The sequence below is a fragment of the Parafrankia sp. EUN1f genome, from assembly GCF_000177675.1.
In the GTDB taxonomy this organism is placed as follows: Bacteria; Actinomycetota; Actinomycetes; order Frankiales; family Frankiaceae; genus Parafrankia.
This window is the reverse complement of sequence record NZ_ADGX01000128.1, coordinates 1-24,703: the sequence shown is the minus strand read 5'-3', so window position 1 is coordinate 24,703 and position 24,703 is coordinate 1. Positions and strand designations below refer to the sequence as shown.

Genomic DNA, 24,703 nt, shown 5'->3' with positions numbered 1-24,703 from the left:
CCGTAGGCGTGGAAGAGGTAGCTGAGGACTTCTTCGCCTTGGTAGCCCTGGAGTTGTTCGACGAGGCGGAAGGCTTCCTTGGCGATGACGATGCCGTCGGCGGGCATGCGGGAGACTTTGCGGGCCCACCATTCGGCGCGGGTGGGGACGTCGGTGTCGGGGACGGTTTCGGTGAAGATTCCGCGTTCGGCGAGTTCGGTTCCGGTGAGGAGGTCGCCGGTGAGGAGCATGCGTTTGGCGAGGACGGGTCCGAGTCGGTGGAAGAACAGGTGGAGTGAGCCGAGTGCGGGGCCGAGGAAGCGGGTGGCGGGCATGCCGAGGCGGGCGTTCTGGCCGACGACGGCGATGTCGGCCATGAGGGCGATCTCGAAGCCGCCGCCGAGGGCGAGGCCTTCGACCTGGGCGATGGTGGCTTTGGGGTAGCCGAGGAACTCGTGGTAGAAGGCGAAGGTTTGGCGGTCGACGGCGAGGCGGCGGCGTTGGCTGGGTCGGCGTCGTCGGGTGGCCTTTCCGTCGCCGTTGCCGGCGGTGCTGCCGGCGCCGCCGGTGGCGTTTCCGTCGCCGTTGCGATGGGACGTCCGGTCGGTGCCCTCGCCGTACCAGCCGTAGGCGTTGCGCATGTCGGCGCCGGAGGAGAAGTAGCCGCCGGCGCCGCGCAGGAGGACGACCTTGATGTCGTCGTCGGTCGCCAGCTCGTCGAGGTAGGCGGCGAGCTGGTCGCGCATCGACGGGTCGTAGGAGTTGCGCCGCTGCGCATTGTTGATCGTGATGCGGGCGATGCCGGACTCCGGCTCCCGTTCCATCAGCACGCGTTCGTCAGTCAACGGCTCTTCCCTCTCCCGCTGCGCCCTGGGTCGTAGGCCATCCTAGGTGAAATCTTTAGATATTTCACGGTCGGTGAGTGTCGTCACCCTGATGGTGGGTTGTCGGCCTCCGCCGGGAGATCGCTGTGTCGCCGGGAATCGACATAGGGGCCCTCGGCCCGGCGGAGGGCCAGGAGGCCCAGGTGTTTGCCGCGGGACGGCCGCGCGCTCCCGCGCCCGTCCCGCGCGGTCGTCGGTACGGCCTGACCCGGGGAAAGATCCTCAAGAACGAGCTGCGCATATGGCCACCGCGGTGCCCGGCGGAACGGGGGTATGCGGTCGACGAGCAGGGACGTGGCCGTCGTCATCGGGGTGGGGGCACCGCCGCGGGCCGACGTGCGGGCGGGCCGCCCGGTTTCGGGTAACGTCCGTCCGGCTCGGAAATATCGCCATTTTTGGCGGAGGTCCGACCTCAGTCGCTCGGGGCACCCGGGCTGCCGCGTGGAGGGCAGACGGATCAGTACCGGCGCGAACGGGGTGACGACGTCCATGGCCGGGATGGTCTACCCGCCCGCCGCGGACGCCAGAAGCCGCGAGCCGCTGGCAGCTGCGGCGGCCAGCGGCCGGACCTCCTTCTTCGCCACCGGAATCGAACTGCTCGGGGCCGGTCTCCCGGCCCCGAGCAGCGTGGCCGCCCGTACTAGGTGAAGTTGATGAAGGTGGGTTCGGACCAGGTCCGTTCCTTCGTCACCGGCCAGCAGATGAAGGGCTTCTTCGGGTCGCCCACGGGCTCGAACCGGCCGTTGTGGACCTTGACCAGGGTGATGCATTCCTGCTTGTAGCCGTGGGTCACCGGGTCCGCCTCGGTGGGTGGCTCGTGCTGGCGGCTCCAGTCGATCGGGTCGATCAGGCCGTCCGCGCTGTAGTTCGTCATCTTGTTGGTGGCGGCGATGACGGACGCACGGGTGAACGACGGGCCGGCGGCCTTGATGCCCTGGTAGGCGAGGTCGGCGTCGATCCAGCCGAGCATGGCGTACTCGGTGAGCTCGGTCTTGCTCTTCTCCATCCAGGTTCTGAAGGTCTTCAGGCCGGAGGAGCCGGCGTCGGCCTCGAACGGGCGGAAGCGGGGCAGCACGTAGTCGCCCTCGAACAGGTCTCCGCCGGCGGCCACGAACTTCTGGTCGTAGGTGTTCTGGTGCACCATCGGGACGTCGCCGACGCCCTGGCGTTCCATCTCCTGGGAGAAGGTCTTCATCGAGTTCAGGTCGATGCATCCGATGACCAGCTGGACACCGGCGTTCTTCATCGCCGTCACCTCGGGGCCGGCGCCGTTGGGCAGGCCGTACGCCAGGCTGTCGTTCATGTAGACGACCTTCTGGCCGAACTTCCCGCCGAACGTCTCGATCGACCGGACGACCCCGTTCGCGCAGTTCTTCGACGGCGCCGCGACGCCGATTCCGAGCGCCGCGATCCTGGTGGCGCCGGCGAGGTTCGCGATATAGGACCAGTAGGTCTGGGTGCACTCGATGCAGAAGGAGCCGGTGCTGGAGAAGGCCGAATCCTTTCCGACCATGTCACTGGCGTTCGCCGGCAGGGCGTAGAGCGGGACTCCCGCCTCCGCGAAGGCGCCGAACCCGGTGGCGAGAAGCGGCGCCGAGAACGTGCCGAAGGTTTCGTTCGCGGAGATGATCTTCAGTGCTTCCTGCTGGTTCTTGCCCAGCTGGTCGTCCACCGTCTCGGAGATCACCAGCTTGCGGCCGTGGACCCCGCCCTCGCTGTTGCGATAGGCGAAGTACGCGTTCACGCCGCTGGCGAAACAGTCCAGGATGCAGGTGCCCAGCGGGTTGTTGCTCTTCGTGCCGAGCATCGCGAAGCGGATCTCGCTGTCGGTGACCCCGGGCCCGCTGGTTGTTCCCTGCGCCCCGCCGGGCACCTTGGTGCCAGAGGTGTCCGCGACCTTGCCTGACGAGTTCGAGCATGCCGTCACGGCCAGGAGGAGCCCAGCCACCAGGACCGCCAGGCCGCGCAGACGACGGCCCTGCGGGTTCCTGCTACGACTTCGTGCGGGCATGCTGGGTAACCAGCAGTCAGACCTTTTCATCGTTGTTCCTCCCGGAGGGCGTGCTCGTTCGAGGCTCGTGCGGGCGTTCGCGGCTCCGCGGCGAGACGCGGTGCACGCTCCTCACCCCCAGCACCCATGGCTTTGTGGGAAGCTTGTGACGTCCGCCACGCCGTGTCGATCTCGGGCAAAATATATAGAGATTATTGCGGTCGTCAAGGGGTGTGTCCGTCCGGGTGGCGAGGTGATCGGCCGGCCCGACCTCGTGACAGACGCACGGTTCGCCGGCCGCGCCGCGCTGATCGCGAACAACGCCGAGGTCAGGGCATCCTCCGCGGAGCCTTCGCTCGGCGGTCGCCGGCGCGGCGGCGGACCCGGCTCGCCGACTTCTCCGGTCGGTGGACGGTGCTCCAGGGCACGCTGCGGGTCGCCGGCGACCCGCGCCATGTACAGGAATGCCTCTCGCGTGCCTGCTCGCCACGTGCCCAGGGGCTGAACGACACCCCGGCTCTCGTCAGCGGATCAGGAAGGGGATCGCCGGCGGTGTCAGGTCCGCGCCGATCGGATGCTCGCCGAGTCCGCGCCAGAACGGGCCTTCTGGTTCCGTATATGCGGACCAGGCCGGGTCCGTCAGAACTGGGTTCCGCCGTCGATGTTGATGACCGCGCCGGTCAGGTAGCCGGCGCGCGGGGACAGCAGGAAGGCGAAGAGCTCGCCGACCTCCGTCGGCGTGCCGGGGCGGCGCAGGGCGACGTCCATGTGCCACTCGTCGACCATGACCTGCTCCAGCAGGCCCTCCGGTGGCACCCCGCGCTCCCGCGCGAGATGCTGGCGCAGGCCCGCGAGCGAGTCCGTCTCGATCGCGCCGGGGCAGACGCAGTTGGCTCGCACGCCGGCGGCGCCGTACGCCCGGGCGATGGTCTTGGTGAAGGCGGCGACGCCGCTTTTCAGCGTTATGTAGGGCAGCCGGTCGGGGTGGTAGGCGCGCATTCCGTACGCGGCGGTGGTGACCACGGTGCCGCCGCCGGCAGCGACGAGGTGGGGGACCGCCGCGCGCACCGCGCGTACCGTGCCCATGAGGATGTCGTCGAACGCGCTGGCCCAGTCGGCGTCGGAGGCGGCCGCCAGCCCGCGGTGCGAGCCCTGGCCGGTGCCGGTCGTCACGGCGATGCCGGCCAGCTCGCCGAGGGCGTCGACCGCCTCCGCGAGGATCCGGTCAGCTTCACCCCCGGTGTTGACGTCGCCGACCACCGCCGTCGCGGCCGCACCGAGCTGGCGTACCGCGGCCTCGGCCCGCTCGCGGCCGCGGCCGACGACCGCCACCCGGGCACCCTCGGCCACCAGTAGCTGCGCGGTGGCCAGCCCCATGCCGGCCGTTCCGCCGACGACGACGTACGCGCGATCGCGTACTCCGAGATCCATCTGAGCTCCGCTCGTGTGGAGTGAGCCTTTTCCATCTCACGCTTGTCGGGCGCTGTCGCGGCAGGTCGGAGCCGACGATGGAAAAGGCTCAGTTACGATCCGGGGCGGTTCAGGCCGCGCGGGGCATCCCCAGGATCCGTTCGGCAATCAGGTTGCGCTGGATCTGGGAGGTTCCGGCGGCGATGCTGTACTGCAGCGACCAGAGGTAGGCACGGGCGGTTTCCACGCCGTCGACGCCGGCGCCCTGCACACCGCCGACGGCGGCGCGGCCGAGCACCCGCACCGCGAGCTCGCTGAGCTCCTGGCTGAGCTCGCTGAAACGCAGCTTGACGGCGGAGCCGGTGGGCGCGGGCAGCCCGGTGGCCTCCGCCTCGGCTATGCCCTTCTGGGTCATCCGCCACAGGCCGTCGGCGCTCGCCTCCAGCCGGCCCACCTGTGCGCGCAGCGCCGGGTCGTCCCAGGCGGTGCCGCCGCCGGCGGCGGGGACGAGCCGGGCCGCCCGGACGAGGTCGCGCAGCTGGGTGCGCAGGGTGATGATGTGCTGGGCGAAGGCGGTGCCGCGCTCGAAGCGCAGCGTCACGTTGGTGACCCGCCAGCCGTCGTTCTCCGCGCCGACGAGGTTGGCCACGGGCACCCGGACGTCGGTGAGGAACACCTCGCAGAAGTGGCTCTCACCGTCGATCGTGCGCATCGGCCGGACCTCGACGCCGGGGGAGCGCATGTCGAGGATGAGCCAGCTGATGCCGCGGTGCTTGCGGGCGTCAGGGTCGGTGCGGACCAGCAGCTCGCAGTAGTCGGCGACGTGCGCGCGGGTGCTCCAGATCTTCTGGCCGTTGACGATGTACTCGTCGCCGACCCGGACCGCGCTGGTGCGCAGCGAGGCGAGGTCGGAGCCGGCGGAGGGCTCGGAGAAGCCCTGGCACCAGATGTCCTCGCCGCTCAGGATGCGGGGGAGGTGGTAGGCGCGCTGGGCGTCGGTGCCCTCGGCGATGAGGGTGGGGCCGGCGTGCATCATGCCGACGAAGTTCACGCTGATGTACGGCGCGCCGGCGCGGGCGTACTCCTCCAGGTAGACGAGCTGCTGGGTGACCGGCGCTCCGCGGCCGCCGAACGCGGCCGGCCAGTGCAGGCCGGCGTAGCCGGCGTCGTGGAGCTTGCGCTGCCAGGCGGTGTCGTAGGCGCGGCGCGCGGGCCAGTCGCCGGGAGGCGGCGGCGCTCCGTGCGCGGGCACCTCGGCTTGCAGCCAGGTGCGGAGCTCGGCGCGGAACGCCTCGTCCTCCTCGTTGTAGGTCAGGTCCATTCAGTGCTCCTAGGGGTACCTGGATGATCAGGGCGCCTGGTGATCAGCGTTCCCGGTGATCAGCGTCCGCGGGGATCAGGGCGCCTGGGTGAACAGCGCCCGCACCGCGCTGAGGTCGACCTTGCCCGACGGCGTGCGCGGCAGGGACTCGACGACGAGCAGCCGTGCCGGCAGCTCGTAGCGGGCCAGCACGCCTGCCGCGTCGGCGAGGAGCTCCTCGGCGGTGACGATGATCCCGGGACGGGGCTCGACGGCGGCCACCGGGACGGCCCCGAGACGGGGGTCGTCGAGCCCGACGACGGACGCGCCCCGCACCCGCGGGTCACGTTCGAGCGCGGCCCGCACATCGTCGGGGAGGATCTTGAACCCACCGCGGATGATGGCCTGGTCCGCGCGGCCGAGGATCCACAGGAAGCCGTCGGCGTCGAGCCGCGCCAGGTCGGTGGTGCGGGTCCACCCGGCCTGCTCGCCGAGCTGGCGGGCCCGCACCTCCAGCAGCCCCGGTTCGTCCGGTGCGAGCGGGGCCCCGGTATCGGGGTCGACGACCCGCAGCTCGCAGCCGGCATGGGCGCGCCCGACGCTGCCGCGCTTGGCCGTCCAGTACCGCTCGTGGTCGGCGAGGTTCCAGCCGGCCACCCCGCCGCCGAACTCGGTAGCCGCGTAGGACGTCAGCACCGGCATGCCGTATTTGCGCTGGAAGGTATCGGCGTCCTCGGGGGACAGCGGCGCGGTGCCCGAGATCACCGACCGCACGCTCGACAGGTCGTCGCGGTCGAGATCGGCGTCCAGCACCATCCGCAGCGCCGCGGGGACCAGGCTGACGGTCGAGGGCCGGTGGCGGCGTACCGCGTCCGCCCACTGGTCGACCCGGAACTTCTCCAGCAGGCAGAACGCGCGGCCGTCGTTGACGCACTGCAGAACGCGGAACAGCCCGCCGAGGTGGACCAGCGGCGCGTTGACGACGACGACGCCGCGGCGAAGCCGCAGGCCGGCGTCCGGGTTGCGCTCGTAGTGCTTCGCCCCGGCGAGCACCAGGGAGAAGGTCTCGTAGGTCAGCGGAACCCGCTTCGGCGGGCCGGTCGTCCCACTGGTGAGCATTTCGACCGCGGTCTGCGCGCGCAGGTCGCCGTCACCCACCGGCGGCCCTTCGCCGGTGATGTGCACAACCCCGAGGTCGTCGCTGACGAACCGGCGCACCGATGCGTGGGACGCGAAGGCGGCGAGGTCCGCGGAGGAACCGGCGACGGTCCCGACCGCGAGGGACTCCAGGTCGGCGCGTACCCGTACCACCCCGCGCCCCGGGTTGACCGCGACCACGCAGGCGCCGTGGCGCAGCAGTCCCAGCAGCAGGCCGAGCTGCGGGGGGCGGTTGCGCAGCAGCACCGCGACCCGCTCACCCGGCCGCACCCGCGACGCGAGCGCGTCGGCGGTCGCCGCCAGCTCGCCCCAGGTGTGCCAGCGCCGCTCGAACTCGACCGCGGGGGCGGACGGGTCGAGTGCGAGCACCTTCCCGAGCCGCTCGCTGAGCGCCGGAAGCTCGGCTGTGTCCTGGGCTGTCATCGGTACCGCCGTTCCGGTCGAGGCCTGACCCGCCAGTGCGCGCTGACGGTCTCCCGGCCACCTACGGACGGCGCCGTCGGATGCGACCTGGTCATGACGCCGCGACCTCGCTCCCGACGGCGGCGCCGAGCCGTGCGGCGTGGGACGACGCAGTGCCGAACTGGTTCTCCAGGACCCAGGCCCGCTTCAGGAAGTAGTGCGGGAGCATGTCCCAGGTGAAGCCCATGCCGCCGAGCACCTGCACGGCGGCGCGCCCGTTCGCGATCCCTGCCTCGCCGGCGAGCAGCTTCGCCGCGCTCGCGGCGCGCTGCGGGTCACCGGCACGGGGGTCGGTCGCGACCGCGGCGGCGGCGTAGGCCGCGGCCCGCGCCAGCTCCACCCGGACGTACATGTCGGCCAGCATGTGCTTGATCGCCTGGAAGGAGCCGATCGCGACGCCGAACTGCTCACGTTCGAGCGCGTAGTCGCGGGCCACGTCGAGCGCGCCCTGCGCGACACCGACCAACGCCGCGGCGCTGAGGATCTCGCCACGCAGCCGCAGCCGGCCCGCCTCGGGCGCATCCCCGACCACCGTGGCGGCGGGGATGTCCGGGAGGACCGCGACGGGCGTCAGCGGGTCCAGCGGCGTCCCGGCGACGGACGCCGCCACCTCCGCGCGGGGGCAGACGTCCAGCCGGTCGTCGTACGCCACGAGCAGCACATCGCACTCGTCTCCGTGCTCGACGACCAGCGAGCCGGTCGTCGGGCCGGTCGTCGGGCCGGTCGCTGTGCCGGTCGCGCGGCCGGTCGCCGGGCCGTCGATCGCGACGCCGGCGACCCGGACGGATCCCTCGGCCACCCGGTCGACGAACGGCGCGGCGAGGGTGGACCAGAGCACCGGCCCGCCGGCGAGGTGCGCGCCGAGCTGCTCGAACGCGATCGCGGCCTCGACGAGGCCCAGCCCCGAACCTGGCTCCGAACCGGGCTCGCCCTCGTCGAGGAGGAGCCCCAGAACTCCGAGCTCGGCCAGTGCCGGCCACAGCGCGGCGTCGGTGGGTTTGCCCTCGCGGGCCGCGAGGTCGTCGAGGGGGAAGTGGTCAGCGCAGAACGCCCGGACGGCGTCGCGCATCGCCAGCTGGTCGTCGTCGAGGCGGAACTGCATGGGACGTCGTCACCTGTCGCTAGTCGAATATATATCTAGATATTAGAGTGAGGCCGCCTGTGTCCGCACGTTACTGCGCCGGCCAGCCCACGGTCTTGGTCTCGGTGAAGATCTCCAGGCCCTCGATGCCGCACTGGCGCCCGATGCCGGACTGCTTGTAGCCGCCGAAGGGGGCGTCCGCGCCATACCACATGCCGCCGTTGATGCCGAGGGTTCCGGTGCGGATCCGCCGGGCCACCGCCTTCGCCCGGTCCAGGTCGGCGGAGGTGACCATCCCGGACAGGCCGTAGGCGGAGTTGTTGGCGATGCGGACGGCGTCGTCGTCATCGTCGAAACCGATCACGACCAGGACCGGGCCGAAGATCTCCTCCTGGGCGATGGTCATGTCGGGTGTGACGTCGGCGAACAGGGTCGGCTCCACGAAGAAGCCGCGGTCGAGGTCCTTCGGAACCCCGCCGCCGACGACGACCCGGGCGCCCTCCTGGCGCCCGGTCTCGAGGTAGCCGAGGACTCGATCCTGCTGGCGGCGTGAGACCTGCGGGCCCTGGAGCACCGAGGGGTCGGTCGGGTCGCCGTACTTCACGCCTTCGAAGGCGGCCCGGGCGAGTTCGATCGCCTCGTCGTAGCGGGAGTTCGGGACGAGCAGCCGGGTCGGCATGGCGCAGCCCTGCCCGGCGTGCATGCAGACCATGGCGGCGGTGGGGATCGCCTTCGTGAAGTCGGCGTCGGCCAGGACGAGGTTCACCGACTTGCCGCCGAGCTCGAGGAACGTCGGCTTCACCGTGGCGGAGGCGGCCGCCATGATGCGCCGGCCGGTCGCGGTCGAGCCGGTGAAGGCGACCATGTCGACGTCCGGGGAGGTCGAGAGCACCTCGCCGACCAGGTGGTCGGACGACGGGACGATGTTGACGACACCAGCTGGGATGTCGGTGTGCTCGGCGATGAGCCGGCCCAGCCGGGTGGTGTTCCAGGGGGTGTCCGGGGCGGGCTTGAGTACACAGGTGTTGCCCGTCGCGAGGATGGGGCCGAGCTTGTTCAGCGCGATCTCGAGGGGGAAGTTCCACGGGGTTACCACGCCGACGACCCCGATCGGCTCCTTCCACACCTCGCGGGCCGAGGCGAAGCCCATGCCGAAGGCGTCGTGGTCTGGCAGCGAACGCGTCCACGGGAACGACTCGATCTGCTCGGCGGGCCAGCGCAGTGCTTCCCGCAGGGGTGCGTCGAGCTGCGGGCCGTAGGTCGTGATGACCGGGCAGCCCACCTCCGCGACGAGCTCGGCCCGCAGCTCCTCGACCTCGGCCTCGATCGCGGCCTGCAGCTGCAGGATCGCCTTCTTGCGCCCGAGGTGGTCACGGGCCCAGTCCGACCGGTCGAACGCCTTGCGGGCAGCGGCGACAGCGCGCTCCATGTCCGCGCGTGACCCGTCGGCGGTGACGCCGATGACCTCTTCGGTGGCCGGGTTGATGTTGTCGAAGACGCGGCCGCCCTCGGCGTCGACGAGCCTGCCGTCGATCAACATGCGCTGCTCGGGCATCAGAACTCCGGTCTGCGGGGCGTCACGGGACGCGGTGGGTGAGGGCGGCGAGGATGCGGCCCATCACCAGCCGATCCTCCGGAGTGAAATATCTAGATATTCACCGTACGGTCGGGTGGCGGTGCGACGCAACCCCCGTCACGCGGCGGGCGCCGGCTCCATCCCGGTGGCCCCGGGTCCCCGATCCGGTCCGGAGCCGGGCCGGCCGGATTCGGACGTGCGTGGCCCTCGGTGGATCGAGGGTGGTGGCGCCATGGCGGAGTTCGGAGCCCGCCAGTCGGTCGAGACGAAGTGGTGCCGGATCGTCACGCTTAATATATAGAGAATTCGAGCGATCGGCATTTTCGTGGTCGAGTGGGGCGCGCCGGGCGTGCTGACGTCCGCCGGGTGGCAGTCGTCGATTTGCGCGCCCGCAGGAGTGGCGTCACGATCACAGACAGTGGAAGGCTGGACTGCCGCACCTGGGGGAGGAGCGAGCGGTGGGCGAACATGCGTCACCCGGCCCAGAGCTGCGCCAGGACGGAGAGCTGCTGATACTCGATCTCGGTTCTGATCAGAATCTCTTCGACGGGAACCGGGTCGCCTGGATCAACAGTCTCCTCGACGAAGTGGAGCAGGCCCGGACACCGCGCGCCCTCATCACCACCGCCTCCGGGAAGCACTGGTGCAACGGCGCCGACATCGGATGGATTTTCGGGATCGGAGAAAGCGGGCTCGAGTCCTTCGCGGCCGACGTGCTCCGGCTGTACGCCAGATTTGTCTCCCTCCCGATGATCTCGGTCGCGGCGCTCCAGGGGCACGCGTTCGCCAACGGGGTCATGCTCGCCCTGGCGCACGACTACCGCCTCATGCAGCGCGGCCGCGGCCGCATGGGCCTCCCCTACGCCGATGCCGGCTTCTTCTATACCTGGGGCGAGATCAGTCTGCTGCGCGCGAAGCTTCCCCCGTTCACGGCACTGGAGATGACCACCACCAGCCGGACATACGATGCGGAAACCGCGGCGGAACGCGGTCTCGTCGACCTGGCTGTCCGTGATGAACCCGTGCTGACGGCCGCGACCGAGTTCGCCCGGCCTATGGCCTACAAGAACGCGGGTGTGATCGAGGCACTCAAGCGGCACCTCTTCGCAGACGCCCTTGAAGCGCTGTGCGGGCCTCGGGCCACGGACACCGGCCGCGACCGCTACGAGCAGGCCCGCGCCTCGCTCGGACGCTGGTAGCTCCTCGCGCTCGAACAGCCACAGAGTAGGCGCTCGACCGGTGACCAGTCCGACCGTCGGTGACCAGTCCGACCGTCGGTGACCACGCCGACCGTTGGCCAGCCTGGATGCTGGTCGGTCTCCTCAGCTGAGGGCGGCCTCGAAGGCGAGGAAGGTGGCGAGCGCCGCCGTGACGACCGCTTCCGCCCGCGTCTCGTCCGTGCCCACCCACTGGCGCAGCACCACGCGCAGGTCGCGCCAGCGGCGGCCGACCTGGTCCCCGTACGGGGTGAAGTAGGAGTAGGCGCCGGCCAGGTCGGCCCGGGCGCCCAGATAGCGCGCGATCAGCTGGCCGCCGAGGGTCGCGCCCTCGGTGACGTAAAGGGCGCCGAACCCGGCGGCCACGTCGTCCATGGCGGGGATCGCCGTCGCCGGAAGCGCCGTCAGCGTGTCTGGTGTCACGCCGAGGGCGTGCAGGTCCTGGATGAGGCTGCCGAGCTTGTGGCGCCCCGGCCAGTCCAGCAGTGGATCTTCGAACTCGCGGAACAACGCGTCAAGCCGCGGTTCGAGCACCAGGTGGAGGCGGTAGAAAGCGATCATCACGTCGCGGTAACGCGCCTGCGAGATGTCGGGATTGTCCAGCCCGACGCAGGCCTCGACCCTTGCGTGCGCCAGCGCTGTGGCACGGCGAAGGCGCAGCATGATGTCGCCGTCACCGACTGAGCCGGTGGGATCGGCCGCGATCACGGAGTCGGAGTTCGCCGCCGAAGCGTCCACGTGCACCGCCTGAGTGTCCACCTGGTCAGCGTAGCGAGGTGGGCGGCCCGCGCAGCCGGATTCGGACTCTTGCCCGACGCTGGTGCGGCGGCCGCCGTCACCCCCGGGGCCCGGTCCACCCCCGCAACACTCACCCGATTGCTGCCGGCTATGTCACGATCCCGGTGTGGCGTTGACCGGCCTTCGAAACGAGAGCGTCCGCCCGTTCGCGGAAGGGCGGGTCTGGGGGCCACACGGCTCCTACGAGGCGGTGTCCGCCGTCGCCGACTTCGCCGTCGACCCACGCGCGGCCGCCAACCACGGGATCGTCGACCTCGAGCGCGCCGCGGATCCCGACGGCCTGGTGCGCTTCGACGCGGACCTGCGCCTGCTCCGCCCGAGCGGGCGGGCTGGCAACGGCCGGCTGCTGTTCGTCGTCGCCAACCGCGGCCTGCTCGGCGGGGTGCCCTTCTCCGCGGGCACACCGCTGATGCAGATCGCCGCCTTGGACGCACTCGACCCGGGCGACGGCTTCCTGCTGGCGCAGGGCTGGACGATCGCCTGGTGCGGCTGGCAGTGGGACGTGACGCGCGGCGCCGGCGAAACCAGTGCCACTGGCGTTGCCAGCGCCGCCGGCATAGGCCTGCGCGCGCCGACAGCGGCCGGCGTCGAGCCGGGACGGATCCGGGTGGAGTTCCGGCCTGACACGAACCAGGACACGCACGCCCTGTCCGACTCGTCGCTGTTCTTCACCTTCACCGAATACCCGACCGCCGACATCGACGATCCGGAGGCGGTCCTCACCGAACAGCTGGCCCCGGACGCGCCGCCGCGCCCCATCGGCCGCGAGCGCTGGCGGTTCGTCGACGAGCGGACGGTGGCCCTCGACGGCGGCTTCCAGGCCTTCCACTGGTACACGCTGACCTACCGGACGTCGCTGTGCCCGGTCGTCGGCACCGGGCTGCTCGCGGTGCGCGACGCCGTGTCGTGGCTGCGCCGCGACGGCTCGTTCACCCACGCGTTCGGGTACGGCGTCTCCCAGTCGGGCCGGTTCCTGCGCCAGTTCCTGCACGAGGGCCGCAACGTCGACGAGGACGGCGCGCCGGTCCTCGACGGCGTCCTCGCCCACATCGCGGGCGGCCGGCGAGGCGAGTTCAACCACCGGTACGCCCAGCCGTCGCTGACCCATCCGCTCGGTTTCGCGAACCTGCCGCCGTACGACACCACCCGCCTGCTCGAACCGCAGCGCTCACTCGGCGCCGTCCCGAAGCTGTTCCTGACCAACAGCTCGTGGGAGTACTGGCGGGGCGACGGCGCGCTGGTGCACATCGACCCCGACACCGGCGACGACCTGCCCGACGACCCCGACGCGCGGGCGTATCTGCTGGCCGGCACCGACCACTTCGGCGCGATGCCGACCGCGTTGAAGGAGCTGATGCCGGCGGCGAACCCGGTCCACGCGCTCGACGTCGACCCGATCCTGCGTGCGTTGTTCGTCGCGCTCGTGCAGTGGGCCTGCGACGGCACCGAGCCTCCGCTGAGCGAGGTGCCCCGCCACGCCGACGGAACGGCCACCACCCGCACCGCCGTGCTGGAGCGTTTCGCCGCCTCCGGGGTGGCGGTGCCAGACCTTGACGCCCTCAACATCACCCGGGACGTCGACCTGGGCCCCCAGGCCGCGGCCGGCGTCGGGCGGTGGCCGCTGCGGCTCGGCGCGGCGAGGCCCGCGGTCGTCCCGGCGATCGACGCCGGCGGCAACGAGATCGCCGGGGTGGCGTTGCCGGCTGTCGCGGTACCGGTGGCGGCCTACACCGGGTGGAATCCGCGCCGGTCGGTTCCCGGCCTCCCGACCCCGCTGTACGAGTTCCTCGGCAGCAGGCTGCCCCTGCTCACCGGCCCGCCTCCCTTCGCGAGCCGCGACGACTACGAGACGGCCGTGCGGGCCGCGGCGGAGCGCCTCGTCGCCGCCAGGTTCCTGCTGGCCGAAGACATCGAGGCCACAGTCCGCGAGGCCATCGCAGCCTACGACCGGGCTGCCGCAACCTGATCGCTCGATCGAGCCCCCGGGACCCCCGTAAGAGACCCGAAACCTCCTGGCTTCAGGGAGTGGTGGGACTAGCTTGTGGGCGGGTCGGGCTCGCGGTCGCCGGCGTGCTCCTGGCCGGGGTCGGGGTGGTGGTCGCCGCGTGGGGACTGTGGCTGTTGAAGATCACCACTGGCGCCGTCGGCTGCCTGATTCCTCCTGGACCCTCCTGCCTGCTCCCGCCAGTAGGCCAGGTAGTCCCGGGTGGCCAGGGTGTCGGGGTGGTCGGGTCCCAGCACCCGCAGGTAGCTGTCGAGCAACTCCTCGAAGTCGTCGGCGGCCCTGGCGGCGCCGGCCTGATCCCCTGCCCACCCCTGCAGGGCGGCCAGCTGGCTCAGGCTCCGCAGGGTGTCGGGGTGGTCGGGGCCGAGCAGGCGCAGCCGGTCGGTGAGCACCTCCTCGAAGTCGGCGATGGCGTCCGGATCCGCCTCCCTCTGCCAGAAGGCCAGCTGGTCCCAGGTGGTGAGGGTGTCGGGGTGGTCGGGGCCGAGCAGACGTAGCTGGTCGTCGAGCAGTTCTTCGAAGGCGCTCGCGGCGCCAGCCCGATCCCCCGCAGCCCCCCGCCAGAAGGCCAGGCGGCCCCGCACGGTCAGGGTGTCGGGGTGGTCGGGGCCGAGCAGGCGCAACTGCTCGGTGAGCAGCTCCCGGTAGGAGCTGGCGGCGCCCGCTCCATCCCCGGCCTCGCCCCGCCAGAAGGCCAGGTGCTCCCGGGTGGTGAGGGTGTCGGGGTGGTCGGGTCCCAGCACGCGCAGTCGGTCGGTGAGCAGCGCCTCAGTTTCGGCGGCGGCGCCGGCCGGATCCCCCGCCACCGCCTGCCAGTCGGCCAGGTAGCTACGGGACGCGAGGGCGTCGGGGTGGTCGGGTCCCAGTACGCGTAGCTGATCGGTGAGCAGTTTCTCGAAGTCGCTGGCGGCGACGGCCGGATCTTCCGCCTCCGCCCGCCAGAAGGCCAGGTTGTGCCGGGTTTTCAAGGTGTCGGGGTGGTCGGGGCCGAGCAGGCGCAGGTAGTCGGCGAGCAGTTCTTCGAAGGCGCTGGCGGCGCCCGCTCCATCCCCGGCCTTCCCCCGCCAGAAGGCCAGATTGTGCCGAGTGGCCAGGGTGCTGGGGTGGTCGGGGCCCAGCACCCGTAGTCGGTCGGTGAGCAGTTGCTCGAAGGCCTCGACGGCGCCTGCCGGATCTCCTGCCTCCCCCCGGGAGAGGGCCAGGTTGTGGCGGGTGATGAGGGTGTCGGGGTGGTCGGGGCCGAGCAGGCGCAGGTAGTCGTCGAGCAGCACCTCGAAGGCCCGGCTGGCGCCTGCCGGATCGCCTCCCGCCCGCTGCCAGAAGGCCAGGTTGCCTCGGATGATCAGGGTGTCGGGGTCGTCGGGGCCGAGGTGGTGGTCGGCGGCGGTGTTCAGGTGCTCGAAGAACGCCACGGCGGCGGCGACCAGGCCGGCGTTGCCGAGGCTGTTGCCGGCGACGAACAGCGCGGGATGCAGGCCGGGTTGCCACAGGGCGTCACCGCTGTGGGCGGCCAGTGTGGTGGTGTTGGCGCGTAGGGCCTGGGCGAGGTCGGTGTCGCGTTCCACCTCGGGCCAGGCGGCGAGCAGTGCGTCACCTGCGGCGCGTGCCAGGGTGTGCTGCCGGTCGGGTGGCAGCTGCTCGCGGACAGCACGTTGGATCAGCTGGTGGATGCGGACGGCCTGGTGAGGGTTTGCGGAGACATGGTCGAGCAGGCTGAGGCGGTGCAACGCCCGTAGTGCGCTGCGGGCGTCCCTGGTGTCGACGGGTCGTGCGTCCCGGTCCGGAGGGCTGCCAGGGGTGCGGTGGGCGGTGAGGTACTCCAGGGCAGGTGGGCTGGTGAGCACGGCTTCGGGGACGCCGTTGGGCTCCAGGGCGGCGGCGAGTTCGAGCATGGGGCGGGCCAGGCCGGCGGGCCGGAGCTGGTCGGCGCGGTCGATGGACAACGACCAGGCGGCAGCCACGGTGGCCTGCTGATCGTCGGGCAGGCCGCTGTCGTCGGGGGCGAGGTCGGCCAGGGGCTGGGCGCGGTCGGCGAGCAGGTCCCGGTAGGTCGCGCAGTCCAGATCCTGGTCGACGAGGTAGGCGGCGGCCTGGGACAGCGCGAGCGGCAGATACCCCAGGTCGGCGGCCAGTCGATCGATCTGAGCCGGGTCGTCGTCGCGTTCGTGGACGGCCAGGATGGCGGTGAGGTAGGCGCTGGCCTCCTCCGAGGTGAACAGGTCGACGTCGACCCGGTGCCGGCCGGGGCCGGTGAGGGCGGCGTCCTTGCGGCGGGTGGTGACCAGCACCCGCCCGTTCGGTCGGTCTGGGGGCCACAGTCCTCGCAGGTCGGCCGGGTCGGCTACGTCGTCGAGGACGATCAGCCACCGCTTCTCGGTATCCGCGAGCCAGCCCAGCAGCGCCTCGGCGGCGGTGGGGTCGGTGGGGTCTGTGCCGGTGAGGTCGGCGGCTGCGCGGGCGTAGACGGTCTGGATCTGTTCCCGGCTGGCCGCGACCACCCACACCAGCACGTCCACTGCCCCGGACTGCCACATCTGGTGGGCGTGGTGGGCGGCGAGCTGGGTCTTGCCGACCCCGCCCATCCCGGCCAGGACCTGGCACGCCACCGCCGTCCCTGCGCCGTCCACCGCGTGGGCCAGATCGTCGACGGCGGGCCGGTGCTGGAAATGGTCAGCCACCCGTGGCGGCATCCCGACCCGGATCCGCCGGGCGGGGATGCCAGCCGCGCCCCGGGGTGGCTGGCCCGGGAACGCCGCGGCCGCAGGCGCCGGGGCGGCGCCGCCGGGGAACCCGGACGAGACACGGGTGGGGGCGGCCAGGCCCAGTGCCTCCAGAAGGCGGCGGCGGGCGGTGGGTTCGTCGACGTGGTGCAGGTCGCGGTAGGCGATGCTGGCCAGCACCGGCGGGAGTGCGCATTCCTCGACCCGCAGCGGGATGAGCGTGTTGCTGGCCAGGGCGCCGGTCCATTCCTGGGTGGTGCGCCAGTGGAAGGTGAAGTAGGCCTGTGAGCAGATCGCGACGGTGCGGGCGGCGCGGGCCATCTGCTGGCTGATCCACACGATGAGGTTCGTTCCCGCCGGGGCGTCCCACGCCTCGATCGCCACCCTGCGGCCCTCGGCCTCCAGAACCGCGGCGACCCAGAGTGCCCACGCCTCGTCCGCCGCCGTGTAGGAGACGAACACATCCACCGCGGCGGGCGTGTCCGGTGTGGCGGGGGGATCCCCGATGCCCATAGCCGTCCAGCTTGCCACGCACCGCCACCACGCCGGCGCATCACCCATTCACCCTCAAGATAGTCAACGATGTTGACGGTGCGGCCAGCGCTAACGATCTTGATGGGGGTGGTGGGAAGAGGCGGCCGGTGGTGCCGGTGTGCGGGCGGCGCGCTACGCGCTGGCGTCGACGAGGAGTTTGATGTCGGCGCCGGCGTCCAGTAGCTCGAACGCTCCGGCGACGTCGGCGAGCGGTACCCGGCGAACCCAGCCGTCGACGGGAAAGGCACCGGCGGCCATCAGCTCGACGACCGGCGGGAAGTCGTCGCGGTAGCCGAGGGAGGCCCGCACGTCGATCTCGCTGAGCATCGTCAGCAGCGGGTGCAGGCTCACCGGCTTCAGGTAGGTCGCCACGGTGACGAGCGTTCCGCCGGGGCGCAGTGCGGACAGGCCGGACTGGAACGCGGGCTCGACGCCGGCCGCGTCGACGACACAGTCCACGCCCTCGCCCTTGGTCAGCTCCCTGGCCAGCTCCACCGGGTCGGTCTCCGTCGGGTCGACCACGCTGGCGGTGCCCGCGCCGACGGCGGCCAGCACGGTGCTGACCGCGGTGCGGCGGACCTTCGACGGCTCGGTCACGATCAGCCGCTCGACACCTCGGGCGACCAGGTCGAGCGCGGCGGCCAGGCCGACCGGGCCGGCGCCGAGCACCAGGGCGCTGCCGCCGGCGATGTCGCCGCACCGGCCCACCGCGTGGTGCGCCACCGCGAGCGGCTCGATGAGCGCGCCCTGGACGGCGTCCAGGCCAGGGGGCAGCACGTGCACCATGCCGGGCCGCACGACCGTCAGCTCGGCGAGCGCGCCGGCCCGGTCGGAAAGCCCGTGCCAGACCATGTTGCGGCACAGGTTGTACGCACCGGCGCGGCACGGGCCGCAGTGGCCGCACGTCCACATCGGCTCGACGGACACGAGTGCCCCGGGGCGCAGCTGCCCGGCGGCGACGCGGGGGTCGTCGACGTCCGGGCCGACCTCGACGACCTCGGCGGAGAACTCGTGGCCGAGCGTCATCGGCTCGGCGGACGCCCCCGTGCCGCCGTGCCACATGTGCAGGTCGGACCCGCACAGCCCGGTGAACAGGGGCCGCAGCAGCACCTCACCGGGGCCGGCGGACGGGGCTGGGACGTCGTCGACCCGCAGGTCGCGCGGACCGTGCAGGCGGGCAGCTCGCATCGCGGGTGGCACGTCCTTCCAGGGGTTGGTCTGGCTTTCCGCCAGGGGTTGGTCTGGCTTTCCGGGGTTGGTCAGGCTCCCGAGCCGAGCAGCCGGGCGGCGGTGCCGATCAGGTCCGGGTAGCGCCTGGTCCGGGCGCCGCCGTCCACGCCGTAGAGGCTCGCGGAGACGAAGCCCGCCTCGTCGGAGGCGAGGAACAGCACCACGCTCGCCACCTCGTCGGGTTCGGCGAACCGGCCGAGCGGGGTGTTGTCGATGTACTCGTCGACAAGCCCGGGCAGGCTCCACATCGGGCCGGTGGCCGAGGTGCGCACCAGGCCCGGGGCGACGGAGTTGACGCGCACCCCGGCCGGGCCGAGCTCCATCGCCGCCACCTCGGTCAGCGCCACGACCCCGGCCTTGGCCGCGCAGTAGGCCCCCATGCCGCGGCCGGGCTGCACGGCGTTGAGGCTGGCGATTGTCACGATCGAGCCGCCGCTGCCGCCGCTGCCGCCGCTGCCGCCGCTGCCGCCGCTGCCGCCGCCGGCGGCTCCGGCCGCGCGCATCGCCGCCCCGGCGTGCTTCACGGTGAGGAAGACCCCGTGCAGGCACAGGTCGACGACCCGGCGCCATTCCGCGAAGTCGTGGTCGACGATCTCGGCGTTGGTCCCGCCGCCGGCGTTGGCGACGGCGATGTCCAGCCGGCCGAAGCGGCTGGTGGCCAGCTCCACCAGCGCCGCGACGTCGGCCTCGACGGTGACGTCGCAGCGGGCGCCGGCGAAGGAGTCGCCCAGCTCGGCGGCCAGCGCCGCGAGCCCTTCCTCGTCGACGTCACCGCCGACCACCCGGGCGCCCTCGTCGACGAACCGCCGGGTCACCGCGCGCCCGATCCCGCTGGCCGCTCCTGTGACGATGGCAACTTTTCCCGCAATCCGGTTCACCACGTCGGACAGCCTGACGGTACGCAGACACCGAATCAAGAGTCGCACTATGCGAACACCGGCGGCTGTCGCGGGCCGCCCGGCGAGTTACATTCGCGGCACCATGAGCCGACCATCGCCGCAGACCGAGCGGCTTCTCGACCTGTTCGACCTGCTGGCCAGCCGGCCCACCGACGGCTTCACCCTGGCCGAGATCGCCAGGGCGGCCGGTGTCAGCAAGGCCACCGTCCACCCCATGATCGTCGCTTTGGCCCGGCGCGGATGGCTGTTGCGGCATCCGGAGCTGCGCACCTACCGCCTCGGCCCGGCGCTGATCGCCGCCGGGCGGGCCGCCGCGCAGGGCGGTACCGCGATCGACGCAGCCCGTCCCGTCGCGCGTGAGCTCGCCGCCGCGACCGGCATACCCTGCGTCGCCCTGGTGGCCGGCGGCATCCCCGGCGAGGACGACGACCTGCTCGTCGGCGAGATCGGCCTGCCCTATGCCCCCGTCAGCGCCCCCTCCGGCGACACCGCGCCCGGCGGAATCCGGCACGGCGCCTACTGGCTGCGCCTCGGTGACCGGATCCAGCCCCGTCCACCGCTCGGCGCGGTGTGCGTGGCGTGGGCCGACGACGCCGCCGCCGAGGCGTGGTTCGCCCGGCTGGGGCCCGACCGGCCGGCTGACGCACTGGCTCGGCTGGCACCGGGGCTCGCCGGCATCCGCTCCCGCGGCTGGGCGGTCGAGATCGAGGACCACCTCTACGAACGGCTCAGCTCCCTGGTCGCCGACCTGGAGGGGGAGGAGCAGGCGGGAGTCGCCGCGCGCACCAGGCCACCGGCGACCGCGGCGGCGCCCACACACACGCATACCGCCGCGTTGCGGCGGCTGATGGCGGATGTCGGGCGCGCCTTCAACCTGGCCGACACGCTGCCGGCCACCGTCGACCCGGACGCGCAGTACCGGCCGACGTCCATCAACGCGCCCGTCTTCGACGCGGGCGGGTCCGTCTCCGTCGTGCTGTGCCTGATCATCGGGCGCTCCGGCCGGGACGCCAGGGAGGGCCGGGGGAGCGGGGTGACCGGGCTCCTGTCCGGCGCCAGGGTCATCGAGCTCGGTGAGCAGGTGCGAGCCGCGGCGGACGCCGTCACCGCCGCCACGCACGGCCGCCGCCGGGACGGGTGAGACGTCCCGGTCGTCCAGCGTTCGCATAGTGCGACTCTTGATTCACTTCCTGCGAACTGAGAGTCTGCCGGCCAGTCGAAGGCGAGCACAGGAGGATCACATGTCGTTAGCCCGGAAGATCTCCTCCGAGGTGGCCGCGGGCGAGCGGTGGCCGTTGAAGTTCGGTGTCTTCATGGCGCCGTTCCACCGCGCCGGCCGCAACCCCACCCTCCTGCTCGAGCAGGACGTCTCCCTGCTCGAGCACCTGGACCGGCTCGGTTTCGACGAGGCCTGGATCGGCGAGCACCACTCCGGTGGCTGGGAGATCATCGCCTCACCGGAGGTGTTCATCGCCCACGCCGCCGCGCGCACCCGCCACCTGCGGCTCGGCACCGGCGTGGTCTCGCTCCCGTACCACCACCCGCTGAACGTGGCCGACCGGATCGTGCTGCTCGACCACCTGACCCGCGGGCGGATCATGCTCGGCGTCGGCCCCGGCCAGCTCGCCTCCGACGCGCACATGCTCGGCATCGACACCAACCGCCAGCGAGCCATGATGGAGGAGTCGCTCGAGGCGATCACCGCGCTGTTCGACGGCAGGGAACCGGTCACCCGAAAGACGGACTGGTTCACCCTGCAGGACGCGGTGCTGCAGCTCGCGCCCTACACCCGGCCCCGGCCCGAGATCGCCGTGGCGGCCACCTTCTCCCCGGCCGGCCCGCGCACCGCCGGGCGGTTCGGCGCCGGCATGCTGTCGATCGCCGCCAGCCAGGCCGGCGGCTTCGACGTGCTCGGCTCGCACTGGTCGGTGGCGAACGAGGTCGCCGCGCAGCACGGGCAGACCGTCGACCGCCGATCCTGGCGGCTGATGGGCCAGATGCACCTCGCCGAGACCATGGAGCAGGCCGCGAAGGACGTCGAGTACGGCCTCGTCGACGTGCAGACCTACCAGTCGAAGGTGCTGCCGATCCCCGGTGACCCGAGCACCCCGCTGGCCGACCGGATCCGGCGGGGCAACGAGACCGGCTCCTTCATCTGCGGCACCCCGGAGATGGCGATCGAACAGATCGAGCGGCTGTGGCAGCAGTCCGGCGGGTTCGGCACCTACCTGATCCTGGCCGCCGACCTCGCCGACCAGGAGGCGACCCGGCGCAGCTACGAGCTGTTCGCCCGCGAGGTCGTCCCGCACTTCACCGGCGCGTCCGCCGGGCCGCTCGGCTCCCAGGACTGGCAGGTCAGCCTCTCCCAGACCTGGAAGGACCAGACCGCGACCGCGATCGGCAAGGCCATCGAAGACCACGCCGCCTCCCAGGCGTCCCAGACATCCCAGGCGCCGCGCCCGTGAGCCGGCCGTTGCGCGTGGTCGGCATCGGCGGCACCGGCCGGGCGGGCTCCACGACCGAGCGCCTGGTCGCCGCCGCGCTCGACCGGGCCGCCGCGGCCGGTGCCCAGACGACCCTGTTCGCCTCCGCCGACCTCGACCTGCCGATCTACGCGCCGGAGCGGCCTGACCGAGCACCCGCGGCCCGGCGACTGATCGCCGCGGTCGCCGCCAGCGACGCCGTCGTGGTTGCCTCGCCCGGCTACCACGGCGGCGTGTCCGGCCTGGTCAAGAACGCGCTGGACTACCTGGAGGACCTGCGCGGCGACACCCGCTCCTACCTGGACGGCCGGGCCGTCGGCCTCATCGTGTGCGCCCACGGCGCACAGGCCGGCGGGACGACCCTGACCTCGCTGCGCTCGATCGTCCACGCGCTGCGGGGCTGGCCGACCCCGCTGGGACTCACGGTCAACTCGGCCGTGCCGGTGGAGCTCGACGCCCCCGGCCCGCCCGGCGAGCCGTCGCTGGGAGAGCGGCTGGACCTGATGGTCGACCAACTCCTCACCTTCGCCCGGGTCTGGCCCCGGTAAACGTAGGCCCCGGCCATGGGTGTTCGGCCACCCCAACCACCCCGGTCACCCCGGGGCGGAGCCGACGACGGGAATCCCGTCGCCGCGGCCGGTCCAGTGCATGGGCGGGACGCGCGTCTGACGTCCGCGGGCAGGGGGCGCCTGGATGACTGTTCCGACTGGTCGACCTGACGACCCGCGAGAGTCGCCGACCGTGCCGACCCGATGGCCGGAAGGGCTGCCTCTGCGCGGACGGCTCCGGCGCCTGAGCCGGTCCGGTGGCCGTGGCCGGCTCAGGCCGAAAGGCGCAGCGGAAGCTCGCTCAGCCCGCGGACGACGATCTGGGGCCGGTAGGCGAGAGTCTCCGCGGCCAGCGCGAACGACCGGGTGCGGCTCAGCAGCACCCGGAATGCGATCTCCGCCTCCGTCCGGGCGAGTGGCGCGCCGAGACAGTAGTGGATGCCCACGCCGAGCCCGAGATGGCGCCGGGCCCGGGCCGACCCCATGTAGCGCGCCGGGAGGAACCGGTCGGGATCATCGAATGCCTCCGGGTCCCGATTGGCGGCGCCGAGCATCAGGATCGCGCCGTCACCGCGGGCGAACGACCGCCCGGCGATCTCGGCGTCGGTGAGAAAGGTCCGTGCGACGAACTGCACCGGGGCGTCGTGGCGGATCATCTCCTCCACGGCGGAACCGACCAGGCCGGGATCGGCACGCAGGGCCGCGAGCTGCTCGGGATTGCGGGCGAGGGCGAGAATCCCGCCGGCGATGAGGTTGGCGGTCGTCTCATAACCCGCCACCAGCAGCAGGGTGCACAGTTCCAGCAGCTCCCGCTCGGAAAGCACGTCGCCGTCGTCGTGAAGGGCGACGAGCCGGCTGAGCAGATCATCCTGGGGCGCCGCGCGGCGGCGTGCGATCAGATCGACGAAGTAGGCGTCGAACGCCTTCCCCGCCCGATGGCAGGCGGCCTGTTCCTCCTCGGTCAGGAGGTAGTAGGGGTCCAGCCCACGGGTCAGCGCGTCGGCCCACCCGCCGAACTCCTCCTCGTCCGCCGCCGGCACCCCGAGCAGCCGGCACATCGTCCGCAACGGCAGCGGACGGGCGAACGCCGTGACCGCGTCGATCTCGGCCCGCTCGAGCGCCTCGTCGAGCAGCTCGTTCGCCAGCGAGGTGACCTCCGCGGCCAGCGACTCGATGACCGCGGGGGTGAACGCCCTGCCCACCAGCCGCCGCAGCCGGGTGTGGTCGGGCGGGTCGGCCCGCAGCAGTGACCCCAGGCCGTCCCGCATCCCGGCCCGGTAGTTGATGCCGTCGCTGAAGCCGTGCCCGGCCGCGGAATGGCTGAGTACCGCGGACGCCTCCGCGAGCCGGGTCACCAGCGTGGCGGTGCGGCCCCCGATCTCGCCGGTGATGAAGGCCCCGGACTCCCGGATCTCCCGGTACCGCGGGTAGGGGTCCGGCAGCCGCGTCGCCGTCACCGCCGCCATGATCGCCGCAGTGCCCTCTTCGGACGCGGCTGCGCCTGTGACGCCGACCGTAGTCACCGACCCTCTCCTCCCGGTTGACCGCACCGCCGCACCGCGGCCCTCCCGCGGCGACCGCCTCGCCCGTCACCGCGGCACGACCTACGAAAGCCCGCCCGGCCCGCCGGCGCACGCGAACACCGCGAACACCACCCCTGACGCGGCGAAGTCGAATCACCCGATTCGAGATTCGTCGCCGTCGACGGCTTCTCGCGGCACCAGCCGCGGCGCCGCCGCCGGCCCGGTCTCAGGGCGGACCCGATCCCCGCCCTGAGACCCGTCACTCTGGTTTCTCAGACGCACTTCGCCGGCACCCAGCGAGTCGTCCACCTGTGCCAGGTCCAGTTGTAGTACGACTCCCAATGGGCATTCGTCCAGGTGCACTGATAGGTGTTGGTGGTGGTGCAGGGGCGGCCCGGGGGGCAGTCCGTCGTCGTGGTCGAGGTCCAGCCGGCGCCGTAGCTCCCGTTGGCCGCCTGTGCCGGAGTCGCCGCGACGAGAGCCGCTCCAGCTCCTCCGGTGAGGACACCGGCCATGCTGGCGACAACAGCGAAACGCTTCGATCGACCGACCATTCTTGAACCTCCCGCTGAGCTGAGCGCCGATGCGAACATCCGCGTCGTGTGAATCGCCCGCGGACTCGGAACACGGCTATCGGCACAGGTGATCACTGATGCAGGCCCGACCTCATTGACGTGGCAAGGCCAAAGGTTGTGTACCCGCTGTTCCGACCTCTCACCGGCCGGAATATGAATTCGACCGGGTCGATCCCGAGGAATCGAGATCCGCTTGATCGCACCCGATCTGCTCCGGTATGGACCGCTGAAATCGGTTCATACCGGAGATGTGAGGTGTGTGGGAGGTGATGGCCCGGCGGCGGTGCGGGACGGGCCCGTGGCCTGGTCTTCCGCGGGCCTGGCGGACCTG

Annotated in this window: 19 protein-coding genes; 6 read left to right on the top strand and 13 right to left on the bottom strand. The window is 72.0% G+C overall.

Annotation, left to right across the window (positions count from 1 at the left end):
• Positions 1–803: enoyl-CoA hydratase/isomerase family protein (locus FREUN1FDRAFT_RS28785; RefSeq protein WP_050796076.1), on the bottom strand; the 803-nt coding region annotated here is incomplete at its 3' end.
• Positions 804–1,304: 501 nt separating this feature from the next.
• Between FREUN1FDRAFT_RS28785 and FREUN1FDRAFT_RS44340 the strand changes: the two genes are divergently transcribed.
• Positions 1,305–1,511 carry a hypothetical protein gene (locus tag FREUN1FDRAFT_RS44340; protein ID WP_157475518.1) on the top strand — a complete coding sequence of 69 codons (207 nt, stop codon included), beginning with the start codon at positions 1,305–1,307 and terminating at the stop codon, positions 1,509–1,511.
• Here the strand turns inward: FREUN1FDRAFT_RS44340 and FREUN1FDRAFT_RS28780 are convergent.
• The 6 genes from FREUN1FDRAFT_RS28780 to FREUN1FDRAFT_RS28755 form a co-directional block, all read right to left on the bottom strand.
• Positions 1,504–2,874, bottom strand: a complete 1,371-nt coding sequence (locus FREUN1FDRAFT_RS28780; protein ID WP_035954154.1) for an ABC transporter substrate-binding protein — start codon at positions 2,872–2,874, stop codon at positions 1,504–1,506. The genes FREUN1FDRAFT_RS44340 and FREUN1FDRAFT_RS28780 overlap by 8 nt on opposite strands.
• Before the next feature lie 618 nt (positions 2,875–3,492).
• Positions 3,493–4,284, bottom strand: coding sequence for an SDR family oxidoreductase (locus FREUN1FDRAFT_RS28775; RefSeq protein ID WP_006543814.1), 792 nt, complete (start codon positions 4,282–4,284; stop codon positions 3,493–3,495).
• Positions 4,285–4,393: 109 nt separating this feature from the next.
• Positions 4,394–5,584 (bottom strand): acyl-CoA dehydrogenase family protein, encoded by a 1,191-nt coding sequence (locus tag FREUN1FDRAFT_RS28770; protein ID WP_006543813.1) that lies wholly within the window; start codon positions 5,582–5,584, stop codon positions 4,394–4,396.
• Positions 5,585–5,659: 75 nt separating this feature from the next.
• Positions 5,660–7,144, bottom strand: a complete 1,485-nt coding sequence (locus FREUN1FDRAFT_RS28765) for a class I adenylate-forming enzyme family protein (RefSeq protein WP_006543812.1) — start codon at positions 7,142–7,144, stop codon at positions 5,660–5,662.
• A 91-nt stretch (positions 7,145–7,235) separates the two neighbouring features.
• Positions 7,236–8,285 (bottom strand): acyl-CoA dehydrogenase family protein, encoded by a 1,050-nt coding sequence (locus FREUN1FDRAFT_RS28760; RefSeq protein WP_006543811.1) that lies wholly within the window; start codon positions 8,283–8,285, stop codon positions 7,236–7,238.
• Between the two features lie 70 nt (positions 8,286–8,355).
• Positions 8,356–9,819, bottom strand: a complete 1,464-nt coding sequence (locus FREUN1FDRAFT_RS28755) for an aldehyde dehydrogenase family protein (protein ID WP_006543810.1) — start codon at positions 9,817–9,819, stop codon at positions 8,356–8,358.
• Positions 9,820–10,298: 479 nt separating this feature from the next.
• Here FREUN1FDRAFT_RS28755 and FREUN1FDRAFT_RS28750 point away from each other — a divergent pair, with 479 nt between their 5' ends.
• Entirely contained in the window at positions 10,299–11,039 is a 741-nt protein-coding gene (locus FREUN1FDRAFT_RS28750) for an enoyl-CoA hydratase/isomerase family protein (RefSeq protein ID WP_006543809.1), read from the top strand.
• A gap of 123 nt (positions 11,040–11,162) precedes the next feature.
• On the opposite strand, the gene FREUN1FDRAFT_RS28745 is transcribed toward FREUN1FDRAFT_RS28750, so the two are convergent.
• Entirely contained in the window at positions 11,163–11,816 is a 654-nt protein-coding gene (locus tag FREUN1FDRAFT_RS28745; protein WP_232295466.1) for a biliverdin-producing heme oxygenase, read from the bottom strand.
• A 145-nt stretch (positions 11,817–11,961) separates the two neighbouring features.
• Here FREUN1FDRAFT_RS28745 and FREUN1FDRAFT_RS28740 point away from each other — a divergent pair, with 145 nt between their 5' ends.
• Complete coding sequence (locus tag FREUN1FDRAFT_RS28740; protein WP_006543807.1) at positions 11,962–13,821, top strand: alpha/beta hydrolase domain-containing protein; 1,860 nt, start codon at positions 11,962–11,964, stop codon at positions 13,819–13,821.
• Positions 13,822–13,889: 68 nt separating this feature from the next.
• Here the strand turns inward: FREUN1FDRAFT_RS28740 and FREUN1FDRAFT_RS28735 are convergent, their stop codons facing one another.
• The 3 genes from FREUN1FDRAFT_RS28735 to FREUN1FDRAFT_RS28725 all read right to left on the bottom strand — a co-directional run bounded on the left by FREUN1FDRAFT_RS28735 (position 13,890) and on the right by FREUN1FDRAFT_RS28725 (position 19,225).
• A complete protein-coding gene (locus tag FREUN1FDRAFT_RS28735) occupies positions 13,890–17,111 on the bottom strand; it encodes a toll/interleukin-1 receptor domain-containing protein (protein ID WP_198144517.1) in 3,222 nt (1,073 codons plus the stop codon).
• Positions 17,112–17,246: 135 nt separating this feature from the next.
• Complete coding sequence (locus FREUN1FDRAFT_RS28730; protein WP_006543805.1) at positions 17,247–18,302, bottom strand: (R,R)-butanediol dehydrogenase; 1,056 nt, start codon at positions 18,300–18,302, stop codon at positions 17,247–17,249.
• A 71-nt stretch (positions 18,303–18,373) separates the two neighbouring features.
• Positions 18,374–19,225, bottom strand: coding sequence for an SDR family NAD(P)-dependent oxidoreductase (locus FREUN1FDRAFT_RS28725; protein ID WP_006543804.1), 852 nt, complete (start codon positions 19,223–19,225; stop codon positions 18,374–18,376).
• Positions 19,226–19,325: 100 nt separating this feature from the next.
• Here FREUN1FDRAFT_RS28725 and FREUN1FDRAFT_RS28720 point away from each other — a divergent pair, with 100 nt between their 5' ends.
• The 3 genes from FREUN1FDRAFT_RS28720 (at position 19,326) to FREUN1FDRAFT_RS28710 (ending at position 22,274) form a co-directional block, all read left to right on the top strand.
• A complete protein-coding gene (locus FREUN1FDRAFT_RS28720; RefSeq protein WP_035954158.1) occupies positions 19,326–20,384 on the top strand; it encodes a helix-turn-helix domain-containing protein in 1,059 nt (352 codons plus the stop codon).
• Between the two features lie 100 nt (positions 20,385–20,484).
• Positions 20,485–21,708: an LLM class flavin-dependent oxidoreductase gene (locus FREUN1FDRAFT_RS28715; RefSeq protein WP_006543802.1), complete on the top strand. Its 1,224-nt coding sequence runs from the start codon at positions 20,485–20,487 to the stop codon at positions 21,706–21,708.
• Positions 21,705–22,274, top strand: a complete 570-nt coding sequence (locus tag FREUN1FDRAFT_RS28710) for an NADPH-dependent FMN reductase (protein ID WP_006543801.1) — start codon at positions 21,705–21,707, stop codon at positions 22,272–22,274. Before FREUN1FDRAFT_RS28715 ends, FREUN1FDRAFT_RS28710 begins: the two co-directional genes overlap by 4 nt.
• Positions 22,275–22,546: 272 nt before the next feature.
• Here the strand turns inward: FREUN1FDRAFT_RS28710 and FREUN1FDRAFT_RS28705 are convergent, their stop codons facing one another.
• On the bottom strand, positions 22,547–23,797 hold the full coding sequence (locus FREUN1FDRAFT_RS28705; RefSeq protein ID WP_006543800.1) for a cytochrome P450: 1,251 nt from the start codon (positions 23,795–23,797) through the stop codon (positions 22,547–22,549).
• A 272-nt stretch (positions 23,798–24,069) separates the two neighbouring features.
• The gene (locus FREUN1FDRAFT_RS28700) at positions 24,070–24,351 is read right to left on the bottom strand and encodes a hypothetical protein (RefSeq protein WP_006543799.1); all 282 of its coding nucleotides are present in this window, start codon (positions 24,349–24,351) and stop codon (positions 24,070–24,072) included.
• Positions 24,352–24,703: the final 352 nt, after the last annotated feature.

Excerpts from the sequence above, each read along its gene's own strand:
- FREUN1FDRAFT_RS28780 (WP_035954154.1), bottom strand. The coding sequence starts at position 2,874 with ATGCCCGCACGAAGTCGTAGCAGGAACCCGCAGGGCCGTCGTCTGCGC.
- FREUN1FDRAFT_RS28775 (WP_006543814.1), bottom strand. The coding sequence starts at position 4,284 with ATGGATCTCGGAGTACGCGATCGCGCGTACGTCGTCGTCGGCGGAACG.
- FREUN1FDRAFT_RS28770 (WP_006543813.1), bottom strand. The coding sequence starts at position 5,584 with ATGGACCTGACCTACAACGAGGAGGACGAGGCGTTCCGCGCCGAGCTC.
- FREUN1FDRAFT_RS28765 (WP_006543812.1), bottom strand. The coding sequence starts at position 7,144 with ATGACAGCCCAGGACACAGCCGAGCTTCCGGCGCTCAGCGAGCGGCTC.
- FREUN1FDRAFT_RS28760 (WP_006543811.1), bottom strand. The coding sequence starts at position 8,285 with ATGCAGTTCCGCCTCGACGACGACCAGCTGGCGATGCGCGACGCCGTC.
- FREUN1FDRAFT_RS28755 (WP_006543810.1), bottom strand. The coding sequence starts at position 9,819 with ATGCCCGAGCAGCGCATGTTGATCGACGGCAGGCTCGTCGACGCCGAG.
- FREUN1FDRAFT_RS28730 (WP_006543805.1), bottom strand. The coding sequence starts at position 18,302 with ATGCGAGCTGCCCGCCTGCACGGTCCGCGCGACCTGCGGGTCGACGAC.
- FREUN1FDRAFT_RS28720 (WP_035954158.1), top strand. The coding sequence starts at position 19,326 with ATGAGCCGACCATCGCCGCAGACCGAGCGGCTTCTCGACCTGTTCGAC.
- FREUN1FDRAFT_RS28715 (WP_006543802.1), top strand. The coding sequence starts at position 20,485 with ATGTCGTTAGCCCGGAAGATCTCCTCCGAGGTGGCCGCGGGCGAGCGG.
- FREUN1FDRAFT_RS28700 (WP_006543799.1), bottom strand. The coding sequence starts at position 24,351 with ATGGTCGGTCGATCGAAGCGTTTCGCTGTTGTCGCCAGCATGGCCGGT.